The following is a 25502-nucleotide window of genomic DNA, read 5'->3' on the forward strand; positions in this document are numbered from 1 at the left end:
TAGCCAATGTTACTTCAGGATTTGCAATGTACTTCATTGGGTAAAATACGAAGAGAAAGGTGGAATCACTTTGAAAAGAAATCTAGGCTTTTGGGTCTTAACAGCACTTGTTGTAGGAAATATGGTAGGATCGGGTATTTTCATGTTGCCACGATCATTAGCAGAAGTAGCTAGTCCATCTGGTGTATTAACAGCCTGGCTGATCACAGGTTTTGGTGTATTGATGACAGCTCTTGTTTTTGGAAACCTGAGTTTAAGAAAACCTGAATTAAATGGAGGTCCTCAAAACTACGCGAAGGCTTTATTTAAAGAGAATTCACAATCCTCACTATTAGCAGGATACCTTGTAAGCTGGGGATATTGGGTGGCTAACTGGTCAGGTAACGTTGCGATCATCACTACGTTTGCCAGTTATCTTTCAACTTTTTTCCCTGTTATGACGAACAAAGCCATTGTATTCACCGTGATGGGGACTTCAGTAAGAATAGGAGGAGTCATCACATTTATTATCTGTTCCGTTCTTTTGTGGAGCGTACACATCTTGATTCTTAACGGTATCGAGGGAGCAGGAAAGGTAAACTTTATTGCAACTTTAGCCAAAGTTTTAGGATTCTTATTATTTATAATAGCTTGTTTATTCGCGTTCCAAAGCAGTAATCTAGTTCCTTTCTATGCACCGATCGAGAGTGAAGGCGGTGTTACTTCTGGTTTTCTTTCTCAGATAAATAATGCGGCGATCGCAACCCTATGGGCATTTGTAGGAGTAGAATCTGCTGTTGTTTTCGCGACTCGTGCCAAAAAGAAGAGAGATGTAAAAAAGGCGACGATCCTTGGTCTGATCATTGCACTTCTTTTGTATTTAAGTATCACGTTGTTAGTCATGGGAACTCTTAAGCAAGAAGAATTGATCAACTCTCAAAAACCACTTGTTGATTCATTGATGGCAGCAATTGGACCATCCGGCAGTATGATTATGGCCGTCTTAGGAGTGGTCTCGTTATTAGGGGCGACTGTTGGTTGGGTTTTGCTTTCCGCTGAAGTGCCGTTTCAGGCAGCACAGCAGCGGATGTTTATAACGAACTTTTTAAAAGAAAACAAAAAAGGTGCTCCCGTTTTCTCTCTATGGATCACAAACCTTTGTACTCAGCTATTCTTGTTTTCTGTTATTTCTCAGTCGATGGCGTCTGCTTTTGATTTTATGATCTTTATTGCTACACTCGCTTTTCTCGTTCCATATTTGTTCGCTTCTCTTTATCAGTTGAAGCTCGTTATGAAAGGTGAGACGTATGGAGAATCGGGGAGAAGTCGAACGACAGATGGTATTATTGCTGCAGTAGCTGCCATCTATTCGTTCTGGGTCATCTATGCAGGAACGGCAGATCTCAAGACCTTCTTATTCGGAATCGCCTTACTTGCATCAGGCATCTTATTTTATCCCTTCGTTCCAAAACAAACTGAACCCACAAGAAAACCGGCTGATTAATAGCCGGTTTTTTTAGAATCATGCACCTTTTCGAAGGCCAGACCCCGTGTTTGCTTTTACTAGAATTTCATTAAACTTATCAACGTCTGATGGTTTGGAAAGCATCGTTCCGATGATAGCTCCTAAGAACCCAAGTGGTATGGAAACAATTCCTGGGTTTGCAAGAGGAAAGATGGCTTCTCCTGTAAGGATCGCCGCTCCTTCTACAGGAGACCATACACTAGGTGAGATCATTACTAAAACAAGTGAACTAATGAGTCCGACTAACATCCCAGTTACTGCGCCTGCCGTATTAAAGCGCTTCCAAAAAATCGTTAAAAGAATAATAGGAAGGTTCGCACTAGCTGCTACAGCAAAGGCAAGAGAGACTAAGAAAGCGACATTTAATTTTTGTGCGAATAAAGCGAGTATGATGGAGATGATCGCTACCCCTACTGAAGCCCATTTGGCGGCTTTCATCTGTTCTTTTTCTGATGCATGACCTTTTCTGATGATGTGTGTATAAAAGTCATGAGCGAAAGCTGAAGCGGCTGATAGTACCAATCCAGCTACGACGGCTAGAATGGTAGCGAACGCAACGGCAGAAACAAAGGCAAACAGAAACTCTCCTCCGAGTACTTCTGCTAACAGTGGAGCTGCCATATTTCCAGCGGCATTTGCAGCTACGATCTGATCTTGTCCAACAAAAGCTGCTGCACCAAATCCTAAAAAGATCGTCATGATGTAGAACGCTCCGATCAGCCAAGTTGCATACACAACGGATTTTCTGGCAGTAGGAGCATCTTTTACCGTAAAGAACCGGATAAGTATATGAGGAAGACCTGCAGTTCCTAAGACAAGTGCTAAGTTTAAGGAGATCGTATCAAGCGGATCTTTAAACTTATTACCGGGGTTCAAAAACGACTCGCCCAGTGGTGTAGCACTTTTAACTTGGTTGAACATCTCAGTAAAGCTAAAACCAAATTTAGCAAACACCATGACAGAAATGATAAACGTTCCAAGCATCAAAAGAATTGCTTTTACGATTTGTACCCATGATGTAGCAGTCATACCACCGAACACCACATAGACCGTCATCAATACGCCTACGATAAGTACAGAATATATGTACTCAATCCCTAATAATAGTTTGATAAGAGCACCAGCACCTACTAATTGGGCTACCATATAAAAGGTAGAGATCGCCATCGTATTCAGTGCTGCAACACCGCGAACCTTTTTATCATTAAACCTCGCTGCAATCATATCAGCCATCGTATATTTACCAAGATTTCGAAGAGGTTCTGCTACTAAGAACAGAACTACAAGATAAGCAACGAGAAAACCGATGCTATAAAAAAAGCCATCAAACCCAGATAGTGCGATCGTGCCTGCAATTCCAAGAAATGAAGCAGCTGACATATAGTCTCCGGCAATGGCAAGACCGTTCTGCATTCCGGTCAATCCGCCATCAGCTGTGTAGAAATCACTTGTTGTTTTTGTTTTCTTAGAAGCAAAATAGGTAATGACTAAAGTAAGAGCAACGATTCCTAAAAACAAAGAAAATGCTGTACCATTCATGAGGAAGCCTCCTTGTCCATATCAGCTATCACTTTTTCAGCGAGTTCGTCAAAGCGCTTGGCTCGTTTCGTATAGATCATACACAGAGCCCATGTCATGATGAACTGAGCGAAAGCAAAGATCCAAGCCCAAGTGATATCACCGACCGCATTTTGATTCAATACATCTGTATAAGCGGTTAGGATAGGAAGGCTGAAGTAAAACAGTAAAAAAAACACGGTCATTGGCAGGATGAAACGTTTTTTCTCAGACATTAATTGCTGAAATGTGTTCGTGTTCACGACTTCGCTGTACCTTGAGTGTTCAAATTTTTGCTGTTTTTTTGGTAACAATGCATTTTCCTCCTCTTATTAAATTAAATCAACCTAGTATTCACGCCTCCTTTTACTGAATAATCTTTATTTTCTGATAAAATCAACTTCTATTATATACGGAGGAACGTTATGATTCAACGGGAATCGTTCTTGAAGTTAGAAGGATTTAATGGGATGATTTGCGTATTATTAAATAAGGGCAAAAACAGGAGAGAGGTGTAAACATCATGAGTCTTGTCTTAGTGAAACTTGGAATGTCGGCATTCTTCGGATTGATCATCGGAATTGAGAGGGAGTTGAAGAATAAACCCGTTGGTCTTAAAACGAGCCTTGTTATCTCCATCAGCAGTTGTTTGCTCACGATTGTCAGCATAGAATCTGCTAGACAATTTTCACTTCTGTCTGGTCAAACGGTCATGGACCCAATGCGTTTAGCAGCTCAGATCGTTAGTGGGATTGGTTTTCTTGGAGCAGGTGTTATCTTAAGAAGAAGCAACGATGTAATTTCAGGATTAACAACCGCAGCTATGATATGGGGAGCATCAGGACTAGGAATTGCCGCCGGAGCTGGTTTCTATAAAGAGGCCGCTGCAGGTGCTTTTTTAATTCTTATCAGTGTCGAACTGATTCCTCTTATCATGAAATGGATCGGCCCAAAAGCATTAAGACAGATCGATATTAAGTTAAAATTGGTCGTTAATCCAGACACCATCATGAGTGATGTGATGAAAGAGATCAATGAGCTGAAAGTAAAGATCGTAAATGTTCGAATAAAGGATCTTGAGAATGATTACAAAAAAATGGAGATGGCAGCATCCATCTATGAGAAAAGATACACCACAGATCTATATGATGATGTGAAAAAGATTGAGGGTATCAGAAGTGTTGAGATTGAAACGCTTGGATGATTTAGGGTTTATGATCGATGGCCTGTCGAAGAGGCTCTCCTTATAAAGTGGCTGTTACATTCAAATTATTTAAGAGTTATCTCATAGTATAAGAAAAAGGGTGACGTGATCTGTCACCCTTTCTTTAATATCGTATTAAGTTCTTGTCATGAGCATTGTTTTTATAGTAGTGCACCATCGAACCTACATACTCATCGAAAGGCCGACATTCAATTCCTGATCCTTTTAGATCTTTAACAAGTTGAGAAGTATCGTATTTCGCATCATGAGAAAAATACGAAAGAGTTTCTAATGGTACACCAAGCCATTTCGAAACGAGTGAAAATGATAGACACTGTTCAGCTATTCTTCTATTCAACGTCCAGCTTGGCCTTTTCCCTAAAAGCTCCTGGCATAAAGAAGTATAGGCAACTTGTATGGAAGGTGAATCTGGACTAAGCACATGATACGTTTTAGATCTCCCGACCGTCTCGTGCATGAGATACACTGAAGCGTCAATGATGAAATCGACAGGAACGAGATGAATCTTGGATGAAGTTTTTCCGATATAGGGAATGGGGAACTTAGCAAGCCGTTTTATGAATTGCATCATAAAATAAGGACCGTCAAACTTGAGTGTTTCTCCTGTCTTTGAATCACCTACAATAATACCAGGTCGTATGATCGTGACCGGAAGTTCATTCATTCTATCACGGACTTGCACTTCTGCTTCGTGTTTTGTCTGTTCATAATAATTACGAAACCGACTAGGCATACTAATGTCGCTTTCCAAGATCAATCCTTTTTCATCTCCAGAAACATATGCTGTACTGAAATAACAAAAACGCTTTAAGCTCGGACACTTTTCAACAAACCTTAAGACGTTTTTTGTACCGATCACATTACAAAGATATGCAGGTTCATAAGCAACAGTGAGATCATAAAGAGCTGCAAGATGGACACAGTGTGTAACCTGTTTATGAAGAACTTCTATAGTGTGAGAGGCTAGACCTAAATTGTGTTTTGTAATATCTCCCTCGACAAGATGTATGTTATTAGATTGAGATCGTAATTTTCGCACTGCCAGTTCACGTTCATGTTGTAAGATCAATAAATAAAAGGTAGAAGAAGGATACTTTGCTTGAAGAGCACTTACAAGCTTTGAAGCTATAAATCCTGGGTAACCGGTGATAAAATAAGTATGGTTCATGATATACACCTCAGCTCATGATAAGATAAGTTTACTCGTAACAGAAAGGACCGTAACACATGAATAAGAATACTGTTATTGTTGCTGGCTCAAGCGGATTAGTTGGAAAAGAAGTGGTAAAGCAATTATTGACGGATCCACAGTGTAAAGAGATTATCTTACTAGTTAGAAAATCTTCGGGTATGAAGCATGAAAAGATTAAAGAAGTGATATTTGATTTTACTGCATCTGAATACAGCCTAGAACATACAGGAGCGGATGTTATGTTCATCTGTATCGGAACGACGATGAATAAAGTAAAATCCAAAAAAGCATTTGAAGAAGTAGATTTACATATTCCGGTTAAATTAGGAAAACTTGCTCATAAGTTAAATATAACCCATGTTTCTGTTATTTCAGCTATGGGTGCTCATGCTAAGTCTACATTTTTTTACAATCGTGTAAAGGGTAATATGGAGTCCCATTTGATCTCGATGAAATTCCCTTCTTTGACGATTGTCAGACCATCTTTATTGATCGGTGATCGTGAAGAGTTCAGGTTCGGAGAAAGATTGGCCGAAAAGCTTTATAAAGCAATTCCTTTCATCTATCCTAGTAAATATGAACCGGTAGAATCGAGCTCAGTTGCTAATGCGATGATACAAGACGCTTTCAACGCCCAAACTGATTCCGTAACGATTATTGAGAACAAGAAGATACATGAGATAAGCAGAAACATTTTAAAAAGCTAGTCTGTTTACGTTATAATAACATTGTATGTAAATGAATCGTTTTCAGGAGGAATAAATCATGAATGCTTATGAAGAATATATGAAACAGATGGCTCAGCCGATGAGAGACGAACTAACGCGTGCTGGGTTTGAAGAATTAAAAACACCAGAAGAAGTAAATTATTTTATGCAAGAATCTGAAGGTACAGCACTTGTTGTGATCAACTCAGTCTGTGGTTGTGCTGCTGGTCTTGCTCGTCCGGTCGCAGTAGCATCTCTTAATCATGCTGTAAAGCCTGACCAGTTTGTGACTGTTTTTGCTGGTCAAGATAAAGAAGCGACGGCTCAAATGAGAGAATTCTTTGGGGAAATCCCACCATCTTCTCCGTCTATGGCTGTACTAAAGGATGGAAAAGTCGTTCACTTTATTCATCGTCATAACATTGAAAATCATGCACCTGAAGAAATTCTTGAAAATCTTCTTGGGGCATATGATGAGCATTGTTAATCCAATAGTCTAGGACGACTCAGTTTTATAACATAAGAAAGAGAGAAGCAGATCTGCTTCTCTCTTTCTTTTTTAGAATATGATGACTTAATGAGATGAGGATGAAGACGAAGATGAAGATGATTCGTCACAGTCATGTTCTTCTTCTTTACAATGAAACGCAGTAGCACCGATAATGATCAACAGGATGAATAGAACAACAATGATTAAAAAGCCGCATCCGTGTCCATAGCCGCCATAACCTCCACCATGATAATCACCATGATGAATCGGCATGTTCGCTACCGGCTTCATGTTAATGTTCATATTGTCACCATAAGGCATATTCATTTTTTTATTTTCCATTTCAGTCCCTCCAAATATTTAAGTCTAGGTCAACGTCACATTACACCATATGACCGAAACACCTAAACGGACACGGACAAATGCGGAGTTTTTAGTGAAAACGCCTGTACTTTTTTAGGAGAAGAGCCTATTTTTCGACTTTTATCAAAAAGTCTTGATAAACGGGCAGGAAGTTAATCTTGTCTTCAAGAAATGAAAGTTCGAAGTTTAGGCATAAAAAAAAGAACCGCTCTTAAAAAGAACGATTCTTAGATCCATTTCACTTTAGGCTCTGTTTTCTTAGCGATTCTTACAATATTCTGTCTATGTCTATAGATTAAGAACAATGTAAAGCCGATCAGAATATACGTTGTCAGCCAATCACCTGCAATGAAAAAGCTTAGTACGACCGAGCCTACCCCAGCCATGATGGATGACAGAGACACGTATTTACTTATGTATAATGTCAGAAAGAAAGTGAACAAGACGAGTACAAACAACAATGGTTGCGCGAATAGTAGAACGCCGCCAGAAGTAGCAACAGCTTTACCGCCTTTAAATTTTGCGAACACCGGATAACAATGCCCGATTACAGCAGGAACCCCTGCAATGAGAGGATGAATATCAACATCGAGTATTATAGGTAAGCTTGCAGCTAGTGTTCCTTTTAACACATCTGCTGCTGATACAATAAAACCGGCTTTTTTACCAAGAGTCCTGAATGTGTTCGTACCGCCTAAGTTACCGCTTCCATGTTCTCTGATATCAATGCCATATCCTATTTTTCCAACTAAGAGTGCAAAGGGGATCGAGCCAAGTAAATAAGAAAGTAAAAGAATAATGATAATTTCAAACATATGAACACCCCTTAAATATGAGACTAGCTATTTTTATTATAGGATATTATGTTTCGTTTTCCCACAATTACTTTAAAAAACGGCATCCCTTTAAGAAAGGGTGCCGCTTTGCTTTTTCTCTTTTCTCTTTATGAATGGCATCCACCAGTTCCAGTCTCCAAGAAGTTTCATCAGAGACGGGACGAATATCATCCTAACGATCGTTGCATCTATAAATATGGCAAGAGCAATAGCGATTCCGATCATTTTGACAGGCATGACGTTTGTAAAAGCAAACGAGCCTGTGATTACAATCATGATCGCTGCAGCTGATGTAATGATCTTAGATGTGGAAGTTAATCCAAGTAAGGTAGCACGATCATTATCACCAGTCTCTTCGTATATCTCTTGAATCCTAGAAATCAAAAATACTTCATAATCCATACTCAGTCCAAAAACGATTCCAAAAGTAAAGACGGGAATCATCAATCCAATATCAACAGGTTCCATGATGACACCGCTTTGGAAAATCCAAACTAGTATTCCAAAAGTAGCGGACAAGCTCAGCATGTTCATAAAAATCGCTTTTACCGGAATAAATACAGAACGGAATGCGATCATGAGAATGAAGAGTGTTGTTATCAGGACGATAGCTAACCCATAAGGAGCCTTTTCGATGATCTCATCAAAAATCTCTTGATTAAACTTCGTAACTCCTCCGATCGTGATGGACAATCCTTCATGTTCTTTTTCCCATTTTTTGACGAACTGTTTCGCTTTATCACCTGTCACATCTACTGATAAATATGCTTTAATTACAGCAGTATCGTCATTGATAAACGGTTTTAGAACAGGAGAGAACTGCTGTTTACCTTGATCGGTCTGCAGAGCTTGAAAGAGTTCTGAACCGTTTAATTGATTCGTGTACGTGAAAATAGATTCTGTTTTATTTACTTCTTTTTGACTTTGAAGTTCATTAGTAAGTTTTTCAAGTGCTAATAGTGATTCTTCATCTTTTAGAAAAGAATTTTTAGATTCGGCAACTATCGTTACAGGATACAACTCATCTTCACCGAACGTTTTTTCAAATTTTTCAAAGGCTAACCTTGATTCATAATCCGGTGGAAGTGCATCTGCCTCTGGTATGGATAGCTTCATATCTTTCACAGGTGTAACAGATAATCCTAAAACCAAAGCTGCGATCACAGCCATGATAATAGGTCTTTTCATAACGAAAGCTGCAAAACTATGCCAAAATGATTTTGTGTTCTCTTTTGTTTTTAACAATTTCAAAGCGTTCACTCTCTGGCCAAGAACAGCTAACAGGGCTGGTAAGAACGTTATCGCATTCAGAACCGAGAGGACTACAACGACCATGCCTCCGATGGCAACAGTCTTAAAAATATCAATATCGATCAACAGCATTCCAGACAGTCCTAAGAAGACACATAAACCTGAGAAGGCGATCGAACGACCAGCTGTTTGTACAGAAATGATCGTAGCTTTTTCAACACCGCGATGAAGCTCTTCACGAAAGCGGTTGACGAGAAGAAGAGCAAAATCTATTCCTAATGCAAGTCCGATCATAGGAACAACATTGAGTAAGAAGATACTTACATTCGTTGTTTGTCCGTAAAAATAGAGAAGCCCAAGCGAACTTGCGACTGAGATTAAACCGACAATGATCGGTAAGCCTGCTGCGATCAAACCGCCGAACGCGAGCAGAAGAATGATTAATGCAGCAGGTATCCCGATCGCCTCTGCTCTAGCTAGATCGTGTTGACTAGCAGTGTTCATATCTTCAGCAATCACGGGTCCACCTGTTAATGAAACAGAAATTTCATTGTCTTCTGGCATACGATCTCTTATTTGATCAATAGACTTTTTCAGGTCTCCAAAGCTTTTATCGAACTGAACAGATGCAAAAGAAACGTTCTCTTTTATAGTCTTTTCAGGAACGTCATAAGGACTTTGGATGTCAACTACATCGTCGACTCCGTCCATCTTTTTAATCGTGTCTATAACGAATGACTTATACTCAGCATCTTGTGGAGAGTACTCTTTAGAATCAAAGACGAGCATCACAGAGGATTTCGGCTGATCAAACTTATCTTGAAGAATGTTTTCTACTTTTGCGAAAGATCCATCCATTTCAAACCCGCTGCCGCTTAAAATCGAAGGGAGTTTAACAGCAAAAAAGCCTAAGAGAATGGTAGTTAGAACCCAAAATGTTATAATGAGCTTACGGAAACGGTATGTAAATTTTCCTAAGGCTTGAAACGATAAACCCTTTTTCATTATTGGAGCCTCCTCATACTTCTATCTTCCCATATTTTAGGTTTGTTCAATGAGATATGCAAATGATACGTAATCCTAGCAGCAGGTTTATAAGAGGCCGATTACAATAAGGAATTGTTCATAATAAAACAGATAGGTGAAAACAATGATCATTACGACAGCTGGAAAGAATGCAACACGATTAAGAAACAAAGCAAAAGAAGTAGCCGTCTCGATTGATGGTACTTTTGTGGATAGAGAGAGTCATTCCATTTCTTCTATGATTAGTACATATAATGACCATGTTCTTATGATCGGAGTGGACAAAATCTCGTATCATCCTAAAGACGAGAGCACACCGTTCTTTTTTCATCCCAATTCTTCTATGTTTCGTGTAAAACAGATCCTTCGAGGGGAAAAAGATGCTTTTATTGAAGCGACTCAGCTTAAAGCGGGAATGAAGATCCTAGACTGTACGCTAGGCCTTGCCTCTGATGCGATCGTTGCGAGTTTAGTAGCAGGAAGATCAGGAGCTGTAGTCGGAGTAGAGAGCAGCAGAGCGATTTCATTTGTTGTGAAGAGCGGTCTTCAAGTGTGGGAATCTAATTCTGAAGAGATGAATGAAGCGATGAGAAGAATTGAAGTGGTTCATGAAAATCATTATAACTTTCTAAAAAAACAGCACGATAATAGTTTTGATGTGGTCTATTTTGATCCGATGTTCGAATCAACGATCTCATCACCTGGCATTCAAGGATTAAAGAGCAGTGCTGATTATAGTATCCTAACAGAAGCGACCATTCATGAAGCAAAAAGAGTAGCTTCAAAACGAGTTGTAATGAAAGACAATAAAACGAGTACGAAGTTTTATGATTTAGGATTCTCCGTCATAAAACGAAACGCCAGTTTTTTATATGGTGTTATTGAAGGTAACTAGAAAGTTAAGACAGAAAAAAATCGGATGAGGTGGAACATGATCGATCTTAGAAGTGATACTTTAACACAACCTACAAAAGAAATGAGAGACGCTATCTACACAGCAACTGTTGGTGATGATGTATATGGAGAAGATCCATCAATAAACAAACTCGAAAAATTAGCTGCTGAGATAACAGGAAAAGAGGCAGCTCTGTTTGTAACGAGTGGAACACAAGGAAATCAGTTGGCGGTGCTGGCTAAATGTTCACCTGGGGATGAGATCATCGTTGAATCAGAGTCTCATATCTTCTTTTATGAAGGAGCTGCTATCTCTGCATTAGCGGGTGTTCAGCCAAGAGTCATTGAAGGCGTACGAGGAGAGATGGATCCTCTTTTAGTCAAACAAGCGATTCGTACTGAAGATATTCATTTTCCTGATACGACGTTAATTTGTCTTGAGAATACACATAACCGTTCAGGAGGATCAGTCGTTTCATTAGACAACATGAAAAAGATATATGAAGTGGCAAAAGAGGCAGGAATCCCTGTACATATCGATGGTGCGAGGCTTTTTAATGCAGCTGTAGCGACGAACATGAATGTGAAGGACTTTACCCAATATTGTGATTCGGTACAAATCTGTTTATCAAAAGGATTAGGCTCACCTGTGGGTTCTATTCTTGCAGGAGATCGGAAATTTATCCAAAAAGCTCGTAAGTGGAGAAAACGCCTGGGTGGAGGAATGAGACAAGCAGGATTCTTAGCAGCTAGTGGTATCATCTCATTAACAAAGATGGTCGACCGATTAGCTGAAGATCATCATAAAGCACGAAGGTTAGCAGATGCCATCGAAGATATGAAGAATTTGGAAGTAGTCAATAGACCCGATACAAATATTGTAATCATGAATATTGAAAACACAAAACAGAAGAATGAAGAGTTTTTAGAAAGATTAAAGCAAGAGGGAGTTCTTGCCGTATCGTTCGGTGAAGGTCAGATCCGGTTAACAACGCATTATGATGTTAGTGAAGAAGATATCGATCATGCAATCTCCGCCTTAAGACGAGTAGTAGGATAGCATAATATATTGTTATTACTGATAAACAGGGAATTGTAAATAGAAGGATGAGCCTCTAAATGAAGGCCCATCCTTTGTATTTTTTAGGCGGTCTTGTGTAGACTTTTTTGGAGGCAGTCGAATTCCATTTCAGATGCTTGCTTTTGCGGTGCAGACGGTGAGCCACATTTGTACGTTTCACTTTTAAGCATCACCGAGAGTCTCGCATCTTACATTACAATCAACTATCAAAGAAGTAAATACAAAAGATTTACTAGAAATATTGAATCATTAGTGTCTATTAAAATTCTACAGGAACTCTCTTGTTAGAAATCTGTTCAAAGACATAAGCTATATGAATCAATTTTTTCTCGGAGTATGCTTCCCCAGTAAAAATAACACTTAGTGGCATCCCGTCATCATCAAACCCAGAAGGAACTGAAATGGAAGGATATCCTGCTTTTGCAGGAATACCGTACCAGACATCGTTTGGACTGATTAGAGCAGTTAAGTTATGTTTTTCAATAGCAAGATCTATTCCTTTTCTCTGTGTCATCTCAAGATCGTTCAATCTCGCCTTTAGATATTCTGGACTCGTTAAATTCCCGTCAGTCATATCACTTTCTAGCAACAGCTCTTGGTTGTGCTTCAAACACCTTTCTTTATTCTGTTCATTAAAATCGATAACATCCTGTAATGAGGAGATCTTTGTCTTTGATGAAACAGTACTTAAATAATGATTGAGACCAGATTTGAATTCGTGTAAGAGGACGTTATAGTCGGATTCAATCTTCTCAAAAGGTGAGATCTGTTCTAAATAGATCATCTCTCCACCTTCATCCTCTATGAGTTTTAAAGCTTCATCGAAAACGGATCTCTGCGTTGGATTTAAGTGCTTTATGCAAAATTCATACGCTACACCAAATCGCTTTCCCTTTAGTGTGGCTTGTTCTAAACCTTCTATATAGCTTGAATGTTTTGGAATAGATAATGTTGCAGGATCTAGCGGATCATTTCCCTCTATAGCTTCAAGGAGGATCGCAGCATCTTTGACGTTTCGAGCCATAGGACCTGCGGTGTCTTGACTAACTGAAATGGGAATGATACCGGATCGAGAGACTAGTCCAACAGTAGGTTTGATTCCGACGATATTATTGTTTCCAGCGGGACAAAGAATAGAGCCTGAAGTCTCAGTTCCTATGCTAAGAGCAGCAAAATTACTTGCTACAGCTGCGGCAGAACCTGAACTAGATCCACTCACATCTAATACTCCAGGTCCGTATGGATTCAACACTTGACCTCCTCTAGAACTAAAACCGTTTGGCATTTCATATGCCATGAAGTTTGCCCATTCCGTCATATTTGCTTTTCCGATGATGACTGCACCTGCATCTCTCAACTTCTTAACGAGAAAAGCATCACTTTTGGCATAATGGTTTTCTAAAGCCAAAGATCCAGCACTCGTGTGCATCTGATCGGCAGTGTCGATATTATCTTTAATGATGACAGGAACACCGTGTAAGGGTCCCCGAACTTTTCCGTTCTGTCTTTCAACATCCATGTTTCTTGCAATGAATAAGGTATGGGGGTTGATTTCTAAAACAGAGTTGATCAAAGGTCCTTGCTTATCATATCTGGAGATCCGATCTAGATAATACATTACGAGTTCTAGTGATGTCAGATCACCGTTCTCAAAATGATGCTGTATCTTTTCTAATGTGAGCTCGTTTAAATCCAACACAATATTTTGTGACATTTTGCCGCTTCCTCTCTTAATTACTCAATACTTATTATATAAAACTGTCACAAAAAAAGGAATTTTCGAAGTATTCATAGAATAATTAAAAAAAGGCCCGCATCATGCAGACCTTTAAGGTTTTAAGCCGATTCCTGTACTATTCACTGAAAGATACTTTCATTGGAGACCATTCACCGATTATACCTTGACCATGAAGCGAGGTGCTTCCTTCAGGTGATAAGTCTTTCTCTGTCATAAGTCCTAACGCTACTGTAAACTCATTAAACTTGATCGGCACATCTTTTTCTGTTCGAACGATATTTCCGTTCACTGAAAAAGTCACTTCATCAGCTGATCGGTTATAGGTGATCTCGAATTCGTTCCAATCTCTTTGATTGAACTCTTGCTCTTCTTTAAAGATACAAAAATATCTTGTTTTATCTGTTTCAGGAACTGAGACACCTGGAAATGGGAGTACCGCATAGACACTTGCATACTTATCGTTACCTGCAAAGAAATCAAGTGCTGCTCCTGTAGTGAAGTCTAATAAGTTTACAGAAACAAATCCATCATACAGATCATTCGCATTCGTTCCGATCGGACGTGAACGCATTCTCCATTGAAAAGAAACTGTTCCGTCTTGTGGCACTTTGATCGGTTCATTTGAATAATACATGTGTTTTGCATTATCTAAGAACTGAACAGAAGGGTGGGATTTAGTGAAAGGATTAACTCTAACATACAGCTCGTCATTACGAACGATAACAACTGCTTCAGGCTCTCTAAACTCATGGAAGGATCCATCTGGAAGAGGGAAACCTCCGATCCTCCACGTTTCAGATTCAGTCAGTATAGAATGGAAATTGCCGAGTACGATTTCATTTTGATGTTTTTTCATTAAACACAGCTCCTAGTTAATTGCTTATAAACATATTTAATCAAATTAAGATTGATGAGGCAAATGCTGGCTTTTCTATTAATACCCGTCCACAAAAAACTAGATTTCTAGGATGGACAAGTATATTTCAGAAAAAACTGAATAATAATGGTATTAAGAGCTCGCAAATTAAAGGGAGGGTGTTCTCTATGAAAACGGTATCTCAAATTAATTTACGAAAAGAAAAGGAAAAAACGTTCTCAAGTGATGATAGAATCATGTTGTTTATTACGAAGTTTCATCTGAAACCTAAACGTGATAAATGGTTGACGTTAAGACTTTTATTAAGAAGAGGATCAGTTGATCTAGTGGAGCAAATCTTAATCAGTTCGGAATATAGAAGAGATTTTCCAGAACTTCTTGAAGATGAAACAGTTCGAGATTTTTATTTAGACTTAAAGAATCCAAAGAAAGAAATATGTCTTACCGTTTAACCTTTTGGGAAACCCAAAAGGTTTTCTTCTTGTCATTTTTGTGTGCAAAGTATTTTTCATTTGATATAATACGTACAAGAAGATGAAGGAGAACGATGTAATGAAACGCTATACATTAGAAGAAGCCAACCAATTGCTTCCGGTCCTCTCAAAAGAATTTGATTCTTTACATAATCTGCAAAGAGAGTTTGATTTATGGTATGAATCTTTTCAGCAGGTCGAGCCTCAGTTGAATGCTGAAGAAAAAGTTGCCTGGGAAAAAAGAATTCAATTTATGGAACTTGAAGCTGAAATGTTTATTTCAAATATCTTGTCTCATGGTGTATGGTTTGAGGATGCCTTCTCATCGACACTCCATTTTCCAGCTATATTAAATGGAGAAAAAGGTGTATTCAAATGGCATCCAGAGGAACCAGTCATCACGATCTATGAGAGTGTTGAAGAAAAGCTGGATTCACTTCATTTGGTAAATTAAGGGTTGCTTGTGGAATTCATGTAAATAACACTTGTATTATTCTCTAAAAAAGCTTATGATATTAATCGTGACGTAATTAGCGCCTATAGTGAAATGGATATCACACGAGATTTCGGCTCTCGTATTCTGGGTTCGAATCCTGGTGGGCGCGCCACTTCCAATTGAATATCTAAGAATATCGGTTAGACCGGTACTCACCACGGGGAAGGCTATTGGGACCGGTGGTTTTTTATTTGGCGTCACAAAAATAAACTAACGTTGCAGGTTGGTGATTAATTGTGTCAGAAAAAATGAGAGTACTCTTGTATTACAAGTATGTTCCGATTGATGATCCAGAGAGCTACAAAGACGAGCATCTAAAGTTTTGTAAAGATTTAGGTCTTCTAGGCAGGATAATCGTTGCTCCTGAAGGAATCAATGGAACTGTGTCAGGAACGTATGAACAGACTCAAATCTACATGGATCATTTAAAAGCAGATCCGCGATTTGAAGATATTGTTTTTAAAATAGATGAGGTTGAAGAACATGCGTTTAAAAAGATGTTTGTTCGTCATAAAAAAGAGCTCGTAACTTGGCGTTTTGAAGATGATGTTGATCCGAACCAATTGTCAGGTAAACGTTTATCTCCAAAAGAATTTTACGAAGCGTTACAAGATGAAGATGTAATCGTAATTGATGGACGTAACGACTATGAATATGAGATCGGCCATTTTCGCGGTGCTATCCGTCCAGATGTAAAAGCATCTAGAGACTTTCCGAAATGGGTACGCGAAAATATCAGCCAGTTTAAAGATAAAAAAGTTTTAACGTACTGTACAGGCGGTATCCGCTGTGAAAAGTTCTCAGGCTTTCTTCTTCAAGAAGGGTTTCAAGATGTATCACAGCTTGAGGGTGGAATCGTAACGTACGGTAAAGACGATGAAGTCCAAGGAAAGCTGTGGGATGGTAAACTTTATGTGTTTGATGAACGTATCTCAGTTCCCGTTAACCGTACAGAGGAAGATGTAGTGATTGCTACATGTTATTATTGCGGAAAAACAGAAGATCGATATGTGAACTGCGCAAACCCAGAATGTAACAAACAACATGTTTGCTGTCCGGAGTGTGAAGTGAAACATAAGCGTTCTTGTTCGAAAGAATGTTTAGATCATCCACGTAACCGTTATGAGACGGAACAAAAAGAACAACAGACGGTTTAAGCTTTAAAAAGCCAGTGTTTATACTGGCTTTTTTTATTTTCCTGTTTTAAAGTAAACGGTATATAGTAGAAACTTTTAACATTAAATATGGAAAACAAAACGGATACAAAACCTAGATACAAAAGAGTGATTAAAGAGGTGATTGAGTTGAATAATAAAGCTAACGATATTTCTGAACAAGTGATAAGTAATTATCAAAAAGATGAAGGTATGATGATCATCATCTATAGTCAATGGTGTGTAAATAATGAGCTCGATCCTAAAGCCGTCTATCTTAAAGCTTATCCAGACCAAAGTAAGAATGAGTATGTGATGCATATGCTAGAGCAAACTGTTTCAATCGACGAAGCAGAACACATTCCTCATGATACTGTGCTTCAAGTTTTATCGATGTTTGGTAACGATGACCTTGCCTTTGTAGTGTCCAATGAAATTCAAGCGATGAAGGAGACGAAAAAAGGATGAGCGCCAAGAATCTTGTTATCGCGAGCTATAAAACAGGGCAGTATATTGGAAAGGCAGGAGAAGAACGAAACCAGATGGTTTTGTTTGAAGTGCTTGCAGTAAAAACACACCCTTGGCAAGGTGATCTTCATAATCCCAAACAAGCAGATGTCCCTTTTTTCCAGGAAAGAAGAGCATTGAGTTATGGAGAGAAAACATGGGTGCCCGTGCATACAGTAAAGAACTATGACGGGGAACTTCCCCCTTACAAGGAATCTCTAAAACAAGCCTTAGTTCAATACATAAAGAAGCTAGAAGAGGACGATAGCCCATGGGCAAAACGTTCGTTGGAATGTTTATTTTCATTAGAAAAAGACTATAAACTTGTTTAAATTGGATAGACAGTGGAATGAGATACTATAGAGATAAAGGTGGCGATAGAATTGGAACTTCAAAAACAGATTATTTCAGAGTTGAAAGTAGAACCAAAGATTGATGCGAAAAAAGAGGTTACAAAGAGAATTCAATTTTTAAAGGACTATGTAAAAAAATCGGGTGCAAAAGGGTATGTTCTCGGCATCAGTGGTGGACAGGACTCGAGTCTTGCCGGAAAGTTAGCCCAGATCGCCATGAACGAGCTGAGTGAAGAAACAGGGGTAAAATATACGTTTGTAGCGGTTAGACTTCCATATGGTGTTCAAAAAGATGAAGAAGATGCTCAGCGTGCATTGAAATTTATTGAGCCAGATGTATCCTTAACAGTAGATATCAAACCAGCAGTTGACGCCTCTGTAGGTGCGTTTATGAAGGCGACTGAAAAAGAACTCTCTCACTTTCTTAAGGGAAACACGAAAGCTCGCGAAAGAATGAAAGTTCAATATGACATTGCTGGTTCCTATCAGTGTTTGGTCATCGGTACAGATCATGCAGCAGAGGCGATAACAGGCTTCTTTACAAAACATGGTGATGGCGCATGTGATATCATTCCGTTGTATGGCTTAAATAAGAGACAAGGAAGAGAGCTGTTAAAAGAACTTGGCGCAGAAGAACGTCTATATCTAAAAGTTCCTACAGCTGACCTTGAAGATGACAAGCCTTTGATTCCTGATGAAACAGCACTCGGCGTTACTTATGAAGAAATTGATGATTATCTTGAGGGCAAAGAAGTGACTTTGGAATCTAAAGAAAAAATTGAAAAAAGATACATCCAAACCATGCACAAAAGAAATCATCCTGCTTCCATTCACGATACATGGTGGAAGTAAGTAAAGAGCACCTGGGAAACCAGGTGTTTTTGTTTTGCCGCTTTTAGGTTATACTTGTTCTTGGAATAAAGGGGAAGGGGATACATAACTTTGAGTAAAACGGCGAAGATCATCATCTCATTAGGTATCGTATTTTTAGCATATTTTGTTTATGATACCATTAATCGCGAGAACGAAAGAAAAGATCGATTAAATGTTATCGACGAGCATTTTAAGAAACCTTTTAAAATTGAAGAAGAGTTAAAAGAACAATATGATAATGACTTTCTGATCGAAATGGACAAGGAACTATATATCGTGACAGTAGAAGATCATAAAGTCGTAAAAACTGTAAAGCAATAATTGAAAGAAGCCGCTTATCAAGAGCGGTTTTTTGTTTGATTTGTTGTTATGCGTTGTTTTACCGCGAAAAATCGAGCAACCTGTAATGAAAACAACTATATATATACAACTGTGATTACATACAAAGTGACTCTTGAAGGCATTCACTTTTTCATTTAAAGTAGATGAAAGCTCAACTGTATACATATTATATTGATGGGGTGGTAAAATCATGGATAATTCATACGTTTTGTATCATGATCAAATTATTAAAGACGGATCGATACCAGTTGATCCACAAGACAGAGGCTACCTTTTTGGAGATGGAATCTATGAAGTGGTGTTTGTTTATGACAAAAAACCTTTTGCGTTTAAAGAGCATTTCACAAGGTTTGAACAAAGTGCTAAGCAACTAGAACTGGCAATGCCCTATGATGTTTCTACGTTTAAAAACCTTACAGATGAACTGATCAGTAAGAACAACATTGAAAATGGAATGGTTTATGTTCAGATGACGCGTGGAGTAGCACCCAGAAATCATCTTTATGAAAGAAATATGCAAAGTGTTGTAACAGGTTTTGCAAAATCTGTTTCACTTGAAAGCATAGCCGAATCTCAAGCAAACGGAATCAGCACGTATCTAACAGAAGATATCCGCTGGCTACGATGTGATATTAAGAGCTTAAATCTTCTTGGGAATGTAATGGCAAAACGGAAAGCTGCAGATTTTGACTGTCAAGAAGCGATTCAGCACAGAGATGGAACAGTAACAGAAGGATCTTCATCCAACGTATTTATCGTAAAAGAAGGAACATTGAAAACACATCCAAGTACGAACCTAATTTTAAATGGTATCACTAGACAGATCGTGATTAAATTAGCACAACAAAACGGGATTTCAGTTTTAGAAGAAGCGTTTTCGGTAGATGAGCTTTTAAACGCAGACGAAGTTTTCATTACAAGTACAACGATGGAAGTTACACCAGTTACAAAACTTGTAGGCTCAGAGAGTCAATCATACGGCATTGGTCCTGTAACTCTAAAACTGCAAGATGACTTTAAGAAACAGATTATAAAGAATACTTCAGTCGTTAACTAGTCTTAAATGTAGGGGAAAACATGAAAAAAATACTCAAGTACTTTATAAATGGACTCTTGACCATCCTTCCGATCGTGTTAGCTGTTTATATTATTTATAAGATTTTTGGATTTTTAGACAGCATCCTTGGTAACTTACTAAAAGATGTTCTAAAAGAAGATTATATACCCGGCATCGGACTCATCACAACGCTCGTTCTAATCACGGTCTTAGGCTGGATGTCTACTCAATATGTATCAGGAAAAATATTTAGTCTCATCGATCGGGTGCTAGAGAAAACACCATTTGTTAAGACGATTTATTCTGTAATTAAAGATACGATCCACTCTCTGTTTGGAGAGAAAAGATCTTTCTCGAAGGTTGTCCTGATCGAATATCCTGAACTGGATTTAAAAAGTGTTGGTTTTGTTACGACTGAAGATGTAAGTAGCTTAAGTGACGAGTTAAGAGATCACGTTGCTGTATATATCCCTCAAACGTTTCAGATTGCAGGCTTTACTTTTTTAGTACCAAAAGACAAGGTCAAGGTTCTCGATGTGAAACCTGAAGATGCCATGAAGTTTTTATTATCGGGTGGCGTCGCAACTAAATAATATAGTCAATGAACAAACACCCTTTACAATGGAAAGGGTGTTTTTCGCTTTCCTTTTCTCATACATTTAAAGAAAAGGAGGGTGTTAAGAGTGGCTGATTCAAAACGGTTATTGACAAAGTTAACACTCATCCCGTTCGAAATGGTTATAAACGCCATTCCGTTTTTTCATAGAGAAAAAGTAATTTGGGAACTAAGTAAAGAAGAGAGGACGTTGCTTCAAGATGAATGGAAGAGAATAAAAAGAAGAAACGGAGAAGTTAAGATAAATCTTCATAGCAATAGCAAAGAGCTCGTTCAAAGAATCAGAGCAGATACTAAACGCTTTAACAAGAATAATGTTACACGTACTGCAGCTTATTTAACGTTCTATAATAAACATCCTGAGATCACATGGTCATTTTTAGCACATATGGTTTCTAGAAACGCTGGTTATTTTATGAGTGATCTAAAAGGGGAGTTCTTACCACATATTCTTGAAGAAACATTTCTAATAAAATTGTACGATATGCTAGAAAAAGGGAACAGTATGATCTTTGAGGATGCTTATCCTCAATTGCTGCTATACGAAGAGAGTAAAAAAAGGGGGATATCTCTGTTTCATCTTAGTTCTAATTTTAAAATTTCTCCTTTTATTGAAGGAGTTTGGGAGGTTTATATAAGCCGAGAAGATCAGAGCTTTTTATTACCTGTCGCACAAATTATTAATGAACAAAGTCATATTGAAAAATCACTTGTTCAAACAGAAGAGTATAAAGAATTATTAAATTCTTTCACATATAGACTGCAAGAATGGCTGAGACTTTCTCAAATTTTGTTTCCTACATGGCCGTTGAAACATTCGATAGGAAGAAACATGAACCACTTTAAAGATCTAGACGATAGAATTCGATTAGGACAAAACTTATATGCCACATTATTTCAGCCGCAATTTGTTAAAAAGATACACAGCTTTGCAAATACATTTCCTCATACTGGATCGCGATGTGATTATGATGATGATAGTTTTACAGCTTTCAATACTTCTCTTGAAAAGTTTCCTAAAGAAAAGCTATCTTTTTTCAAAGTGAAGAATAACACGAAAATATATAGTCCATTTCTTCTAGATGTATGGAAGTACAGCTTTAATGGACCTTATCTTGGTTCGAATTGGTTTGAAGATGAAGAGTTTGTATTAGAGAAGATGAAGTTACTGAATAAACCTTCTCCCTTAACATGGATGACGTATTGGTCTGGTCTTCACAAAATTGAGTCTGTGTTTCTTTTCAATCGATATTATAAGTTGCTCAAAAAAAATAGAAACCTTTGATAAAGGCTTCTATTTAAAGAAGGAAAGGATGTTGCCCATTTGCTGTGCAAGGCCCATAACTTGATTAGCTCCGCCCATCATTTTTCCGAAGTTAAGACCAGATCCTTGACTGTTCGGCATCATGCCCATTGAACTTTGACTGCCCTGCGTTTGCTGCTGATTAAAAGGCATACCTTGCATCATTGGATGCGGCATCCCACCAGGAGGCATCATCGGCATCATATACGGCATGAAAGGCTGTTGAGTGAATCCTTGTGAATATTGCTGCTGTGGCATAGCTGGAGCTTGAGCTGCAGGTGCGTATGGCGGTCTGCCGGGTACCGTTTGGCTATTTGCATATCCCTTTGCAGTGGGTGTAGTAAAAGGGTCGTATCCGCCATATGGGAACATTCTTACAGATTTCTCTTTCAAAAAAAATCACCTCATAATAGTTTCTATATATGTATATTCAACGAACGAAAAAGGGACATAACCCTTTCTTGGAACTGATGAAAACGCCCTGTCCAAATTTAAAACACATCATATTTTAATAATAGAAATGTGTGCTTCGAAAAGGAGGATAAGGGATTTATGTCTAGTGATCATACTTCATATGAATGGTTGTTAACAGCGATAGGTGATTCCTTAACTGTTGGAGTAGGGGCACCAGTGTTTGGTAAAGGATATGTTGGAAGATATGTAAACTTCACACAAACCACTTTTGATAAGCATATCTTAGTAAAAAACTTCGCAGTAACAGGAACAACATCTGAAGAAATATTAAATTCCCTAAAAGACAAAGAGATCAAACGGTCGATCAAGGATTCTAAGATCATACTAATCACAGCTGGTGGGAACGATCTTATTCAAGCGGCTTTTAAATATATGTTTACGAAAGAAGAAGAATTGATCTACCTGGCCCTTAAAAATTGCAAAAAAAATCTCAACAAAATTTTTAAGAAGATCTATAAATTAAAAAGTAATTCAACGGAGCCGTTTATTATCAGAATATGCACGCTGTATAACCCGTATTTTAAATGGAGTAAAGCCATGCAATGGGTTAACATGTTTAATGATTTGATCAAAAGCTATGAGAAGATGCCATATGTGAAAGTAGCAGATCTATACAGTGTCTTTATGGGTAGAGAGAGTGAGCTCGTATGTTTTGATACGATTCATCCAAACAAAAAAGGCTATCAAGTCATAGCCGTTTCTTTGTTTGATTTAGGTTTCCCTGAAATTGAATGACGAGATGTTTTATATTCATATTCAATAAAATTTCACGTACCGTAAGTTTATATTTTTTTTAAAAAGATAAAATCAGCAAATAAACAAAAAAATGAAGAGCTGCCACATTAATGACAGCTCCTCTCCGGAATTTTTCTTTACATAACAGGAACTTTTTCAAATTCTTTTCTGAGTGATTTTGATCGTTTTGCAGCATGTTCTACTGCTTTTTCAATGGCAACACCACCGCCATTCTCTGCAAGTGCTTCTAGACCTGCAGCTGTCGTACCGTTTGGTGAAGTCACTTTCTTTCTTAGTTCAGCAGGTGAATCAGAAGATTCCATCACCATCTTACTTGCGCCGTAAAGAGTTTGTGCAGCGATGTCGCGCGCTAGTTCACGATCGAGTCCGTTTTCTACTGCTACATCTTCCATATGTTCCAGCAGATAATAAAAATAAGCAGGCCCACTACCGGCTATTCCAGTGAAAACATCCATCTGTTTTTCGGAAATAATTTTCACTTTACCGATTGCTTTCGATAATTCTTGAGCTAAATCCAAATCTTCATTTTTCACATACTTACCGGCACTAATACCTGTGATAGATTCACCAATCATACTAGAAGTATTAGGCATCACGCGAACAATAGGCAAAGATCTTTCGATGATCTCCTCTATATACGATGCGGATATTCCGGCAAGAACGGATAAAATGACATGGTGATCTTGAAGAGCGGGTCTGAGTTGTTGAAGTACTTCTTCCGCTTGTTTTGGTTTTACCGCAAGAATAATCACGTCTGTGTTTGTTAATGAGAGTTCTCGAACTGAAGTTGTTGTAATGTTGTATTTGTTAGTTAGTTCTAATCTTCTGTTTTCATTCGTGTGGTTCGCGGCTATGATTCGATCAGGAGAAATTCCAGCTTTGTTGATCAACCCCGAAATCATTGCTTCTGCCATTGAACCTGCACCAATAAACGTAATATTTCTGTATTTTAACATGCAACCCCTCTTTCAATGATTTTACTTATTTATAAAGTACTATGTTAACATCTTCACAAATATATGCAAGTCGTTATGTTCATTTCTATCTGATTGTAATATGATTTTTACATAAGGAAATAAAAGGGGGAGCTTGGATGAAATTTTACGTCGCTTCAGGATTTCAAAATAAAGAACTTGTAAAAAGGATAGGGAATGACCTACAAAAGAATTTTAAATGGCAGCTGACTTATGATTGGACGCTAAATGATAGGGCTGAGACGAAAGAAGATTTAGCTGAAATAGGAATTAAAGAATATGAAGCCGTAATGGCAGCGGATATAACGATCGTAGTATTACCTGGTGGAAAAGGGTGTCATACAGAGCTTGGCATTGCTTTGGGAAATAAGAAAACCGTAATCTTGTACGACCCAGAAGGTATGCTGGAAAAATTAACAGAAGCTACTACATTTTATTATCTGCCAGAGATCATACATTGGAATGGGGTAGTAGAAGAACTGCCTGCATTATGCAGCTCTTCTGTACCTTATTGTTTCTCTTTATAAGATTGATTTTGAAAGGTTGTAACGGTTTTATTTGCAATTCGATCGTACCCTTCTTCATTTGGATGGATGGAATCAAAAAGCCATTTATCCATATCATCAGTTTGAAGGGCATCACTAACAGGAACAACCAGGGCAGGTTTGTGTGTAAGTGCTGTTTCGTAAGCGATTAAATTCCAATCATTTAAAAGTTTTTCAGTAGCTGGGTAATATTTTTGCTCAGCATTCACAACGTTGTATAATTCATTCAAAACGATTATTGCATTCGGGTTATGTTTTCTGATGTTTTCAAAAATGTCATTTAAATTCTGCTGATACTCCGTTTTAACATCATCATAACTCTGTATAGCTTTTAAAGGACCTTGTTTTTTTGCTATTTGTACGAGGTCATTACCGCCGATATTGATTGAAATCATATCTGCTTTTTCAACAGATTGTTGAACGGTTGGAATCTCCAATTGATTCAATAAGCCTTGACTCGTGAAACCGGAAACACCCTGATTTTCGAGAATGATGGTTTTACCTGTTAAATTCTGAAGATTTTCATTAACTTTACTGGCAAAACCGCCTTCTTCAGAGCCTCTACCTTCAGCAACAGAATCACCGAGTACGAGGTGATTCAATGTGGACTTTGGAGATTTTTTCAGATAATCAAGATAAGTGATCTGCTTAGGATCCGAAGGACCGTCCTGATTGATCACAGATTCTTTTTTAATTTGAGCTATTTTATATTGTGGATAGTAGTACCATCCGACTGCACTTATGACCAACAGCAAAATAAACAAGGAGATGATATATCTTTTTTTCATATATACCCTCCTGTATAAGAGTTTTTTATAAAAGTATTAGTTATAGATAA

Annotated in this window: 28 protein-coding genes, 1 tRNA gene and 1 pseudogene; 19 read left to right on the plus strand and 11 right to left on the minus strand. The window is 38.1% G+C overall.

The window, feature by feature from the left end:
* Positions 1-64 precede the first annotated feature (64 nt).
* The gene (locus HU823_RS01165; RefSeq protein ID WP_197221356.1) at positions 65-1483 is read left to right on the plus strand and encodes an amino acid permease; all 1419 of its coding nucleotides are present in this window, start codon (positions 65-67) and stop codon (positions 1481-1483) included.
* 18 nt (positions 1484-1501) lie between these two features.
* Here the strand turns inward: HU823_RS01165 and HU823_RS01170 are convergent, their stop codons facing one another.
* Both HU823_RS01170 and HU823_RS01175 read right to left on the minus strand, forming a co-directional pair.
* Positions 1502-3043 (minus strand): solute symporter family protein, encoded by a 1542-nt coding sequence (locus HU823_RS01170; protein ID WP_197220853.1) that lies wholly within the window; start codon positions 3041-3043, stop codon positions 1502-1504.
* Complete coding sequence (locus HU823_RS01175; protein WP_144700497.1) at positions 3040-3375, minus strand: DUF485 domain-containing protein; 336 nt, start codon at positions 3373-3375, stop codon at positions 3040-3042. The genes HU823_RS01170 and HU823_RS01175 overlap by 4 nt, the downstream gene beginning before the upstream one ends.
* 209 nt (positions 3376-3584) lie before the next feature.
* Between HU823_RS01175 and HU823_RS01180 the strand changes: the two genes are divergently transcribed.
* The gene (locus HU823_RS01180; RefSeq protein ID WP_137789525.1) at positions 3585-4265 is read left to right on the plus strand and encodes an MgtC/SapB family protein; all 681 of its coding nucleotides are present in this window, start codon (positions 3585-3587) and stop codon (positions 4263-4265) included.
* Positions 4266-4389: 124 nt separating this feature from the next.
* On the opposite strand, the gene HU823_RS01185 is transcribed toward HU823_RS01180, so the two are convergent.
* On the minus strand, positions 4390-5454 hold the full coding sequence (locus HU823_RS01185) for an SDR family oxidoreductase (RefSeq protein ID WP_197220854.1): 1065 nt from the start codon (positions 5452-5454) through the stop codon (positions 4390-4392).
* Between the two features lie 59 nt (positions 5455-5513).
* Here HU823_RS01185 and HU823_RS01190 point away from each other — a divergent pair, with 59 nt between their 5' ends.
* Positions 5514-6185, plus strand: a complete 672-nt coding sequence (locus HU823_RS01190) for an NAD(P)H-binding protein (RefSeq protein ID WP_144700493.1) — start codon at positions 5514-5516, stop codon at positions 6183-6185.
* A gap of 55 nt (positions 6186-6240) precedes the next feature.
* Positions 6241-6672: a BrxA/BrxB family bacilliredoxin gene (locus HU823_RS01195; protein WP_144700491.1), complete on the plus strand. Its 432-nt coding sequence runs from the start codon at positions 6241-6243 to the stop codon at positions 6670-6672.
* A 162-nt stretch (positions 6673-6834) separates the two neighbouring features.
* Here HU823_RS01195 and HU823_RS01200 read toward each other — a convergent pair.
* The 3 genes and pseudogenes from HU823_RS01200 to HU823_RS01210 all read right to left on the minus strand — a co-directional run.
* A pseudogene (locus HU823_RS01200) lies at positions 6835-6948 on the minus strand (YjcZ family sporulation protein); the annotation flags it as partial.
* Positions 6949-7265: 317 nt separating this feature from the next.
* Entirely contained in the window at positions 7266-7853 is a 588-nt protein-coding gene (gene plsY / locus HU823_RS01205) for a glycerol-3-phosphate 1-O-acyltransferase PlsY (RefSeq protein ID WP_144700489.1), read from the minus strand.
* A gap of 90 nt (positions 7854-7943) precedes the next feature.
* Complete coding sequence (locus HU823_RS01210) at positions 7944-10130, minus strand: MMPL family transporter (protein ID WP_197220855.1); 2187 nt, start codon at positions 10128-10130, stop codon at positions 7944-7946.
* Positions 10131-10275: 145 nt separating this feature from the next.
* Here HU823_RS01210 and HU823_RS01215 point away from each other — a divergent pair, with 145 nt between their 5' ends.
* Together HU823_RS01215 and ltaE are read left to right on the plus strand one after the other, a co-directional pair.
* A complete protein-coding gene (locus tag HU823_RS01215; RefSeq protein WP_197220856.1) occupies positions 10276-11046 on the plus strand; it encodes a class I SAM-dependent methyltransferase in 771 nt (256 codons plus the stop codon).
* A gap of 36 nt (positions 11047-11082) precedes the next feature.
* On the plus strand, positions 11083-12105 hold the full coding sequence (gene ltaE, locus HU823_RS01220; RefSeq protein ID WP_197220857.1) for a low-specificity L-threonine aldolase: 1023 nt from the start codon (positions 11083-11085) through the stop codon (positions 12103-12105).
* A 280-nt stretch (positions 12106-12385) separates the two neighbouring features.
* On the opposite strand, the gene HU823_RS01225 is transcribed toward ltaE, so the two are convergent.
* Entirely contained in the window at positions 12386-13840 is a 1455-nt protein-coding gene (locus HU823_RS01225; RefSeq protein WP_197220858.1) for an amidase family protein, read from the minus strand.
* 139 nt (positions 13841-13979) lie between these two features.
* Positions 13980-14720, minus strand: a complete 741-nt coding sequence (locus tag HU823_RS01230) for a DUF6081 family protein (RefSeq protein WP_144700479.1) — start codon at positions 14718-14720, stop codon at positions 13980-13982.
* A 188-nt stretch (positions 14721-14908) separates the two neighbouring features.
* On the opposite strand from HU823_RS01230, the gene HU823_RS01235 reads away from it, so the two are divergent.
* The 11 genes from HU823_RS01235 (at position 14909) to HU823_RS01285 (ending at position 21897) form a co-directional block, all read left to right on the plus strand.
* Positions 14909-15193 carry a hypothetical protein gene (locus HU823_RS01235; RefSeq protein ID WP_144700478.1) on the plus strand — a complete coding sequence of 95 codons (285 nt, stop codon included), beginning with the start codon at positions 14909-14911 and terminating at the stop codon, positions 15191-15193.
* A 100-nt stretch (positions 15194-15293) separates the two neighbouring features.
* Entirely contained in the window at positions 15294-15668 is a 375-nt protein-coding gene (locus HU823_RS01240) for a DUF2203 domain-containing protein (RefSeq protein WP_197220859.1), read from the plus strand.
* A 79-nt stretch (positions 15669-15747) separates the two neighbouring features.
* Positions 15748-15822 (plus strand) — tRNA-Arg (locus tag HU823_RS01245).
* A 136-nt stretch (positions 15823-15958) separates the two neighbouring features.
* A complete protein-coding gene (locus HU823_RS01250) occupies positions 15959-16867 on the plus strand; it encodes a rhodanese-related sulfurtransferase (protein ID WP_144703503.1) in 909 nt (302 codons plus the stop codon).
* 147 nt (positions 16868-17014) lie between these two features.
* Positions 17015-17332: a hypothetical protein gene (locus HU823_RS01255; RefSeq protein ID WP_197220860.1), complete on the plus strand. Its 318-nt coding sequence runs from the start codon at positions 17015-17017 to the stop codon at positions 17330-17332.
* Complete coding sequence (locus tag HU823_RS01260) at positions 17329-17703, plus strand: kinase-associated lipoprotein B (RefSeq protein ID WP_144700472.1); 375 nt, start codon at positions 17329-17331, stop codon at positions 17701-17703. Before HU823_RS01255 ends, HU823_RS01260 begins: the two co-directional genes overlap by 4 nt.
* A 51-nt stretch (positions 17704-17754) precedes the next feature.
* Positions 17755-18576 (plus strand): ammonia-dependent NAD(+) synthetase, encoded by an 822-nt coding sequence (nadE, locus tag HU823_RS01265; RefSeq protein ID WP_197220861.1) that lies wholly within the window; start codon positions 17755-17757, stop codon positions 18574-18576.
* Between the two features lie 90 nt (positions 18577-18666).
* Positions 18667-18918 (plus strand): hypothetical protein, encoded by a 252-nt coding sequence (locus HU823_RS01270; protein WP_137789510.1) that lies wholly within the window; start codon positions 18667-18669, stop codon positions 18916-18918.
* A 211-nt stretch (positions 18919-19129) separates the two neighbouring features.
* On the plus strand, positions 19130-19996 hold the full coding sequence (dat, locus tag HU823_RS01275) for a D-amino-acid transaminase (RefSeq protein WP_197220862.1): 867 nt from the start codon (positions 19130-19132) through the stop codon (positions 19994-19996).
* Positions 19997-20016: 20 nt separating this feature from the next.
* On the plus strand, positions 20017-20589 hold the full coding sequence (locus tag HU823_RS01280) for a DUF502 domain-containing protein (RefSeq protein WP_144700466.1): 573 nt from the start codon (positions 20017-20019) through the stop codon (positions 20587-20589).
* A gap of 90 nt (positions 20590-20679) precedes the next feature.
* The gene (locus HU823_RS01285; protein ID WP_197220863.1) at positions 20680-21897 is read left to right on the plus strand and encodes a DUF2515 family protein; all 1218 of its coding nucleotides are present in this window, start codon (positions 20680-20682) and stop codon (positions 21895-21897) included.
* 9 nt (positions 21898-21906) lie between these two features.
* Here HU823_RS01285 and HU823_RS01290 read toward each other — a convergent pair whose 3' ends face one another.
* A complete protein-coding gene (locus tag HU823_RS01290) occupies positions 21907-22308 on the minus strand; it encodes a hypothetical protein (protein ID WP_197220864.1) in 402 nt (133 codons plus the stop codon).
* Between the two features lie 159 nt (positions 22309-22467).
* On the opposite strand from HU823_RS01290, the gene HU823_RS01295 reads away from it, so the two are divergent.
* Positions 22468-23124: a GDSL-type esterase/lipase family protein gene (locus HU823_RS01295; protein ID WP_197220865.1), complete on the plus strand. Its 657-nt coding sequence runs from the start codon at positions 22468-22470 to the stop codon at positions 23122-23124.
* A 137-nt stretch (positions 23125-23261) separates the two neighbouring features.
* Here the strand turns inward: HU823_RS01295 and proC are convergent, their stop codons facing one another.
* Positions 23262-24101 carry a pyrroline-5-carboxylate reductase gene (gene proC / locus HU823_RS01300; protein ID WP_197220866.1) on the minus strand — a complete coding sequence of 280 codons (840 nt, stop codon included), beginning with the start codon at positions 24099-24101 and terminating at the stop codon, positions 23262-23264.
* A gap of 137 nt (positions 24102-24238) precedes the next feature.
* Here proC and HU823_RS01305 point away from each other — a divergent pair, with 137 nt between their 5' ends.
* Positions 24239-24646: a group-specific protein gene (locus HU823_RS01305; RefSeq protein WP_144700456.1), complete on the plus strand. Its 408-nt coding sequence runs from the start codon at positions 24239-24241 to the stop codon at positions 24644-24646.
* Here the strand turns inward: HU823_RS01305 and HU823_RS01310 are convergent.
* Positions 24628-25452: a GDSL-type esterase/lipase family protein gene (locus HU823_RS01310; RefSeq protein ID WP_197220867.1), complete on the minus strand. Its 825-nt coding sequence runs from the start codon at positions 25450-25452 to the stop codon at positions 24628-24630. The genes HU823_RS01305 and HU823_RS01310 overlap by 19 nt on opposite strands.
* Positions 25453-25502 lie beyond the last annotated feature (50 nt).

Source organism: Fictibacillus sp. 18YEL24 (assembly GCF_015903855.1).
GTDB lineage: Bacteria > Bacillota > Bacilli > Bacillales > Fictibacillaceae > Fictibacillus > Fictibacillus phosphorivorans_C.

Bases quoted from the DNA above. Each gene is read 5' to 3' on its own strand.
- HU823_RS01170 (WP_197220853.1), bottom strand. From the start codon at position 3,043: ATGAATGGTACAGCATTTTCTTTGTTTTTAGGAATCGTTGCTCTTACT.
- HU823_RS01180 (WP_137789525.1), top strand. From the start codon at position 3,585: ATGAGTCTTGTCTTAGTGAAACTTGGAATGTCGGCATTCTTCGGATTG.
- HU823_RS01185 (WP_197220854.1), bottom strand. From the start codon at position 5,454: ATGAACCATACTTATTTTATCACCGGTTACCCAGGATTTATAGCTTCA.
- HU823_RS01190 (WP_144700493.1), top strand. From the start codon at position 5,514: ATGAATAAGAATACTGTTATTGTTGCTGGCTCAAGCGGATTAGTTGGA.
- plsY (WP_144700489.1), bottom strand. From the start codon at position 7,853: ATGTTTGAAATTATCATTATTCTTTTACTTTCTTATTTACTTGGCTCG.
- HU823_RS01210 (WP_197220855.1), bottom strand. From the start codon at position 10,130: ATGAAAAAGGGTTTATCGTTTCAAGCCTTAGGAAAATTTACATACCGT.
- HU823_RS01215 (WP_197220856.1), top strand. From the start codon at position 10,276: ATGATCATTACGACAGCTGGAAAGAATGCAACACGATTAAGAAACAAA.
- ltaE (WP_197220857.1), top strand. From the start codon at position 11,083: ATGATCGATCTTAGAAGTGATACTTTAACACAACCTACAAAAGAAATG.
- HU823_RS01225 (WP_197220858.1), bottom strand. From the start codon at position 13,840: ATGTCACAAAATATTGTGTTGGATTTAAACGAGCTCACATTAGAAAAG.
- HU823_RS01230 (WP_144700479.1), bottom strand. From the start codon at position 14,720: ATGAAAAAACATCAAAATGAAATCGTACTCGGCAATTTCCATTCTATA.
- HU823_RS01235 (WP_144700478.1), top strand. From the start codon at position 14,909: ATGAAAACGGTATCTCAAATTAATTTACGAAAAGAAAAGGAAAAAACG.
- HU823_RS01240 (WP_197220859.1), top strand. From the start codon at position 15,294: ATGAAACGCTATACATTAGAAGAAGCCAACCAATTGCTTCCGGTCCTC.
- HU823_RS01250 (WP_144703503.1), top strand. From the start codon at position 15,959: ATGAGAGTACTCTTGTATTACAAGTATGTTCCGATTGATGATCCAGAG.
- HU823_RS01260 (WP_144700472.1), top strand. From the start codon at position 17,329: ATGAGCGCCAAGAATCTTGTTATCGCGAGCTATAAAACAGGGCAGTAT.
- dat (WP_197220862.1), top strand. From the start codon at position 19,130: ATGGATAATTCATACGTTTTGTATCATGATCAAATTATTAAAGACGGA.
- HU823_RS01280 (WP_144700466.1), top strand. From the start codon at position 20,017: ATGAAAAAAATACTCAAGTACTTTATAAATGGACTCTTGACCATCCTT.
- HU823_RS01295 (WP_197220865.1), top strand. From the start codon at position 22,468: ATGTCTAGTGATCATACTTCATATGAATGGTTGTTAACAGCGATAGGT.
- proC (WP_197220866.1), bottom strand. From the start codon at position 24,101: ATGTTAAAATACAGAAATATTACGTTTATTGGTGCAGGTTCAATGGCA.
- HU823_RS01305 (WP_144700456.1), top strand. From the start codon at position 24,239: ATGAAATTTTACGTCGCTTCAGGATTTCAAAATAAAGAACTTGTAAAA.
- HU823_RS01310 (WP_197220867.1), bottom strand. From the start codon at position 25,452: ATGAAAAAAAGATATATCATCTCCTTGTTTATTTTGCTGTTGGTCATA.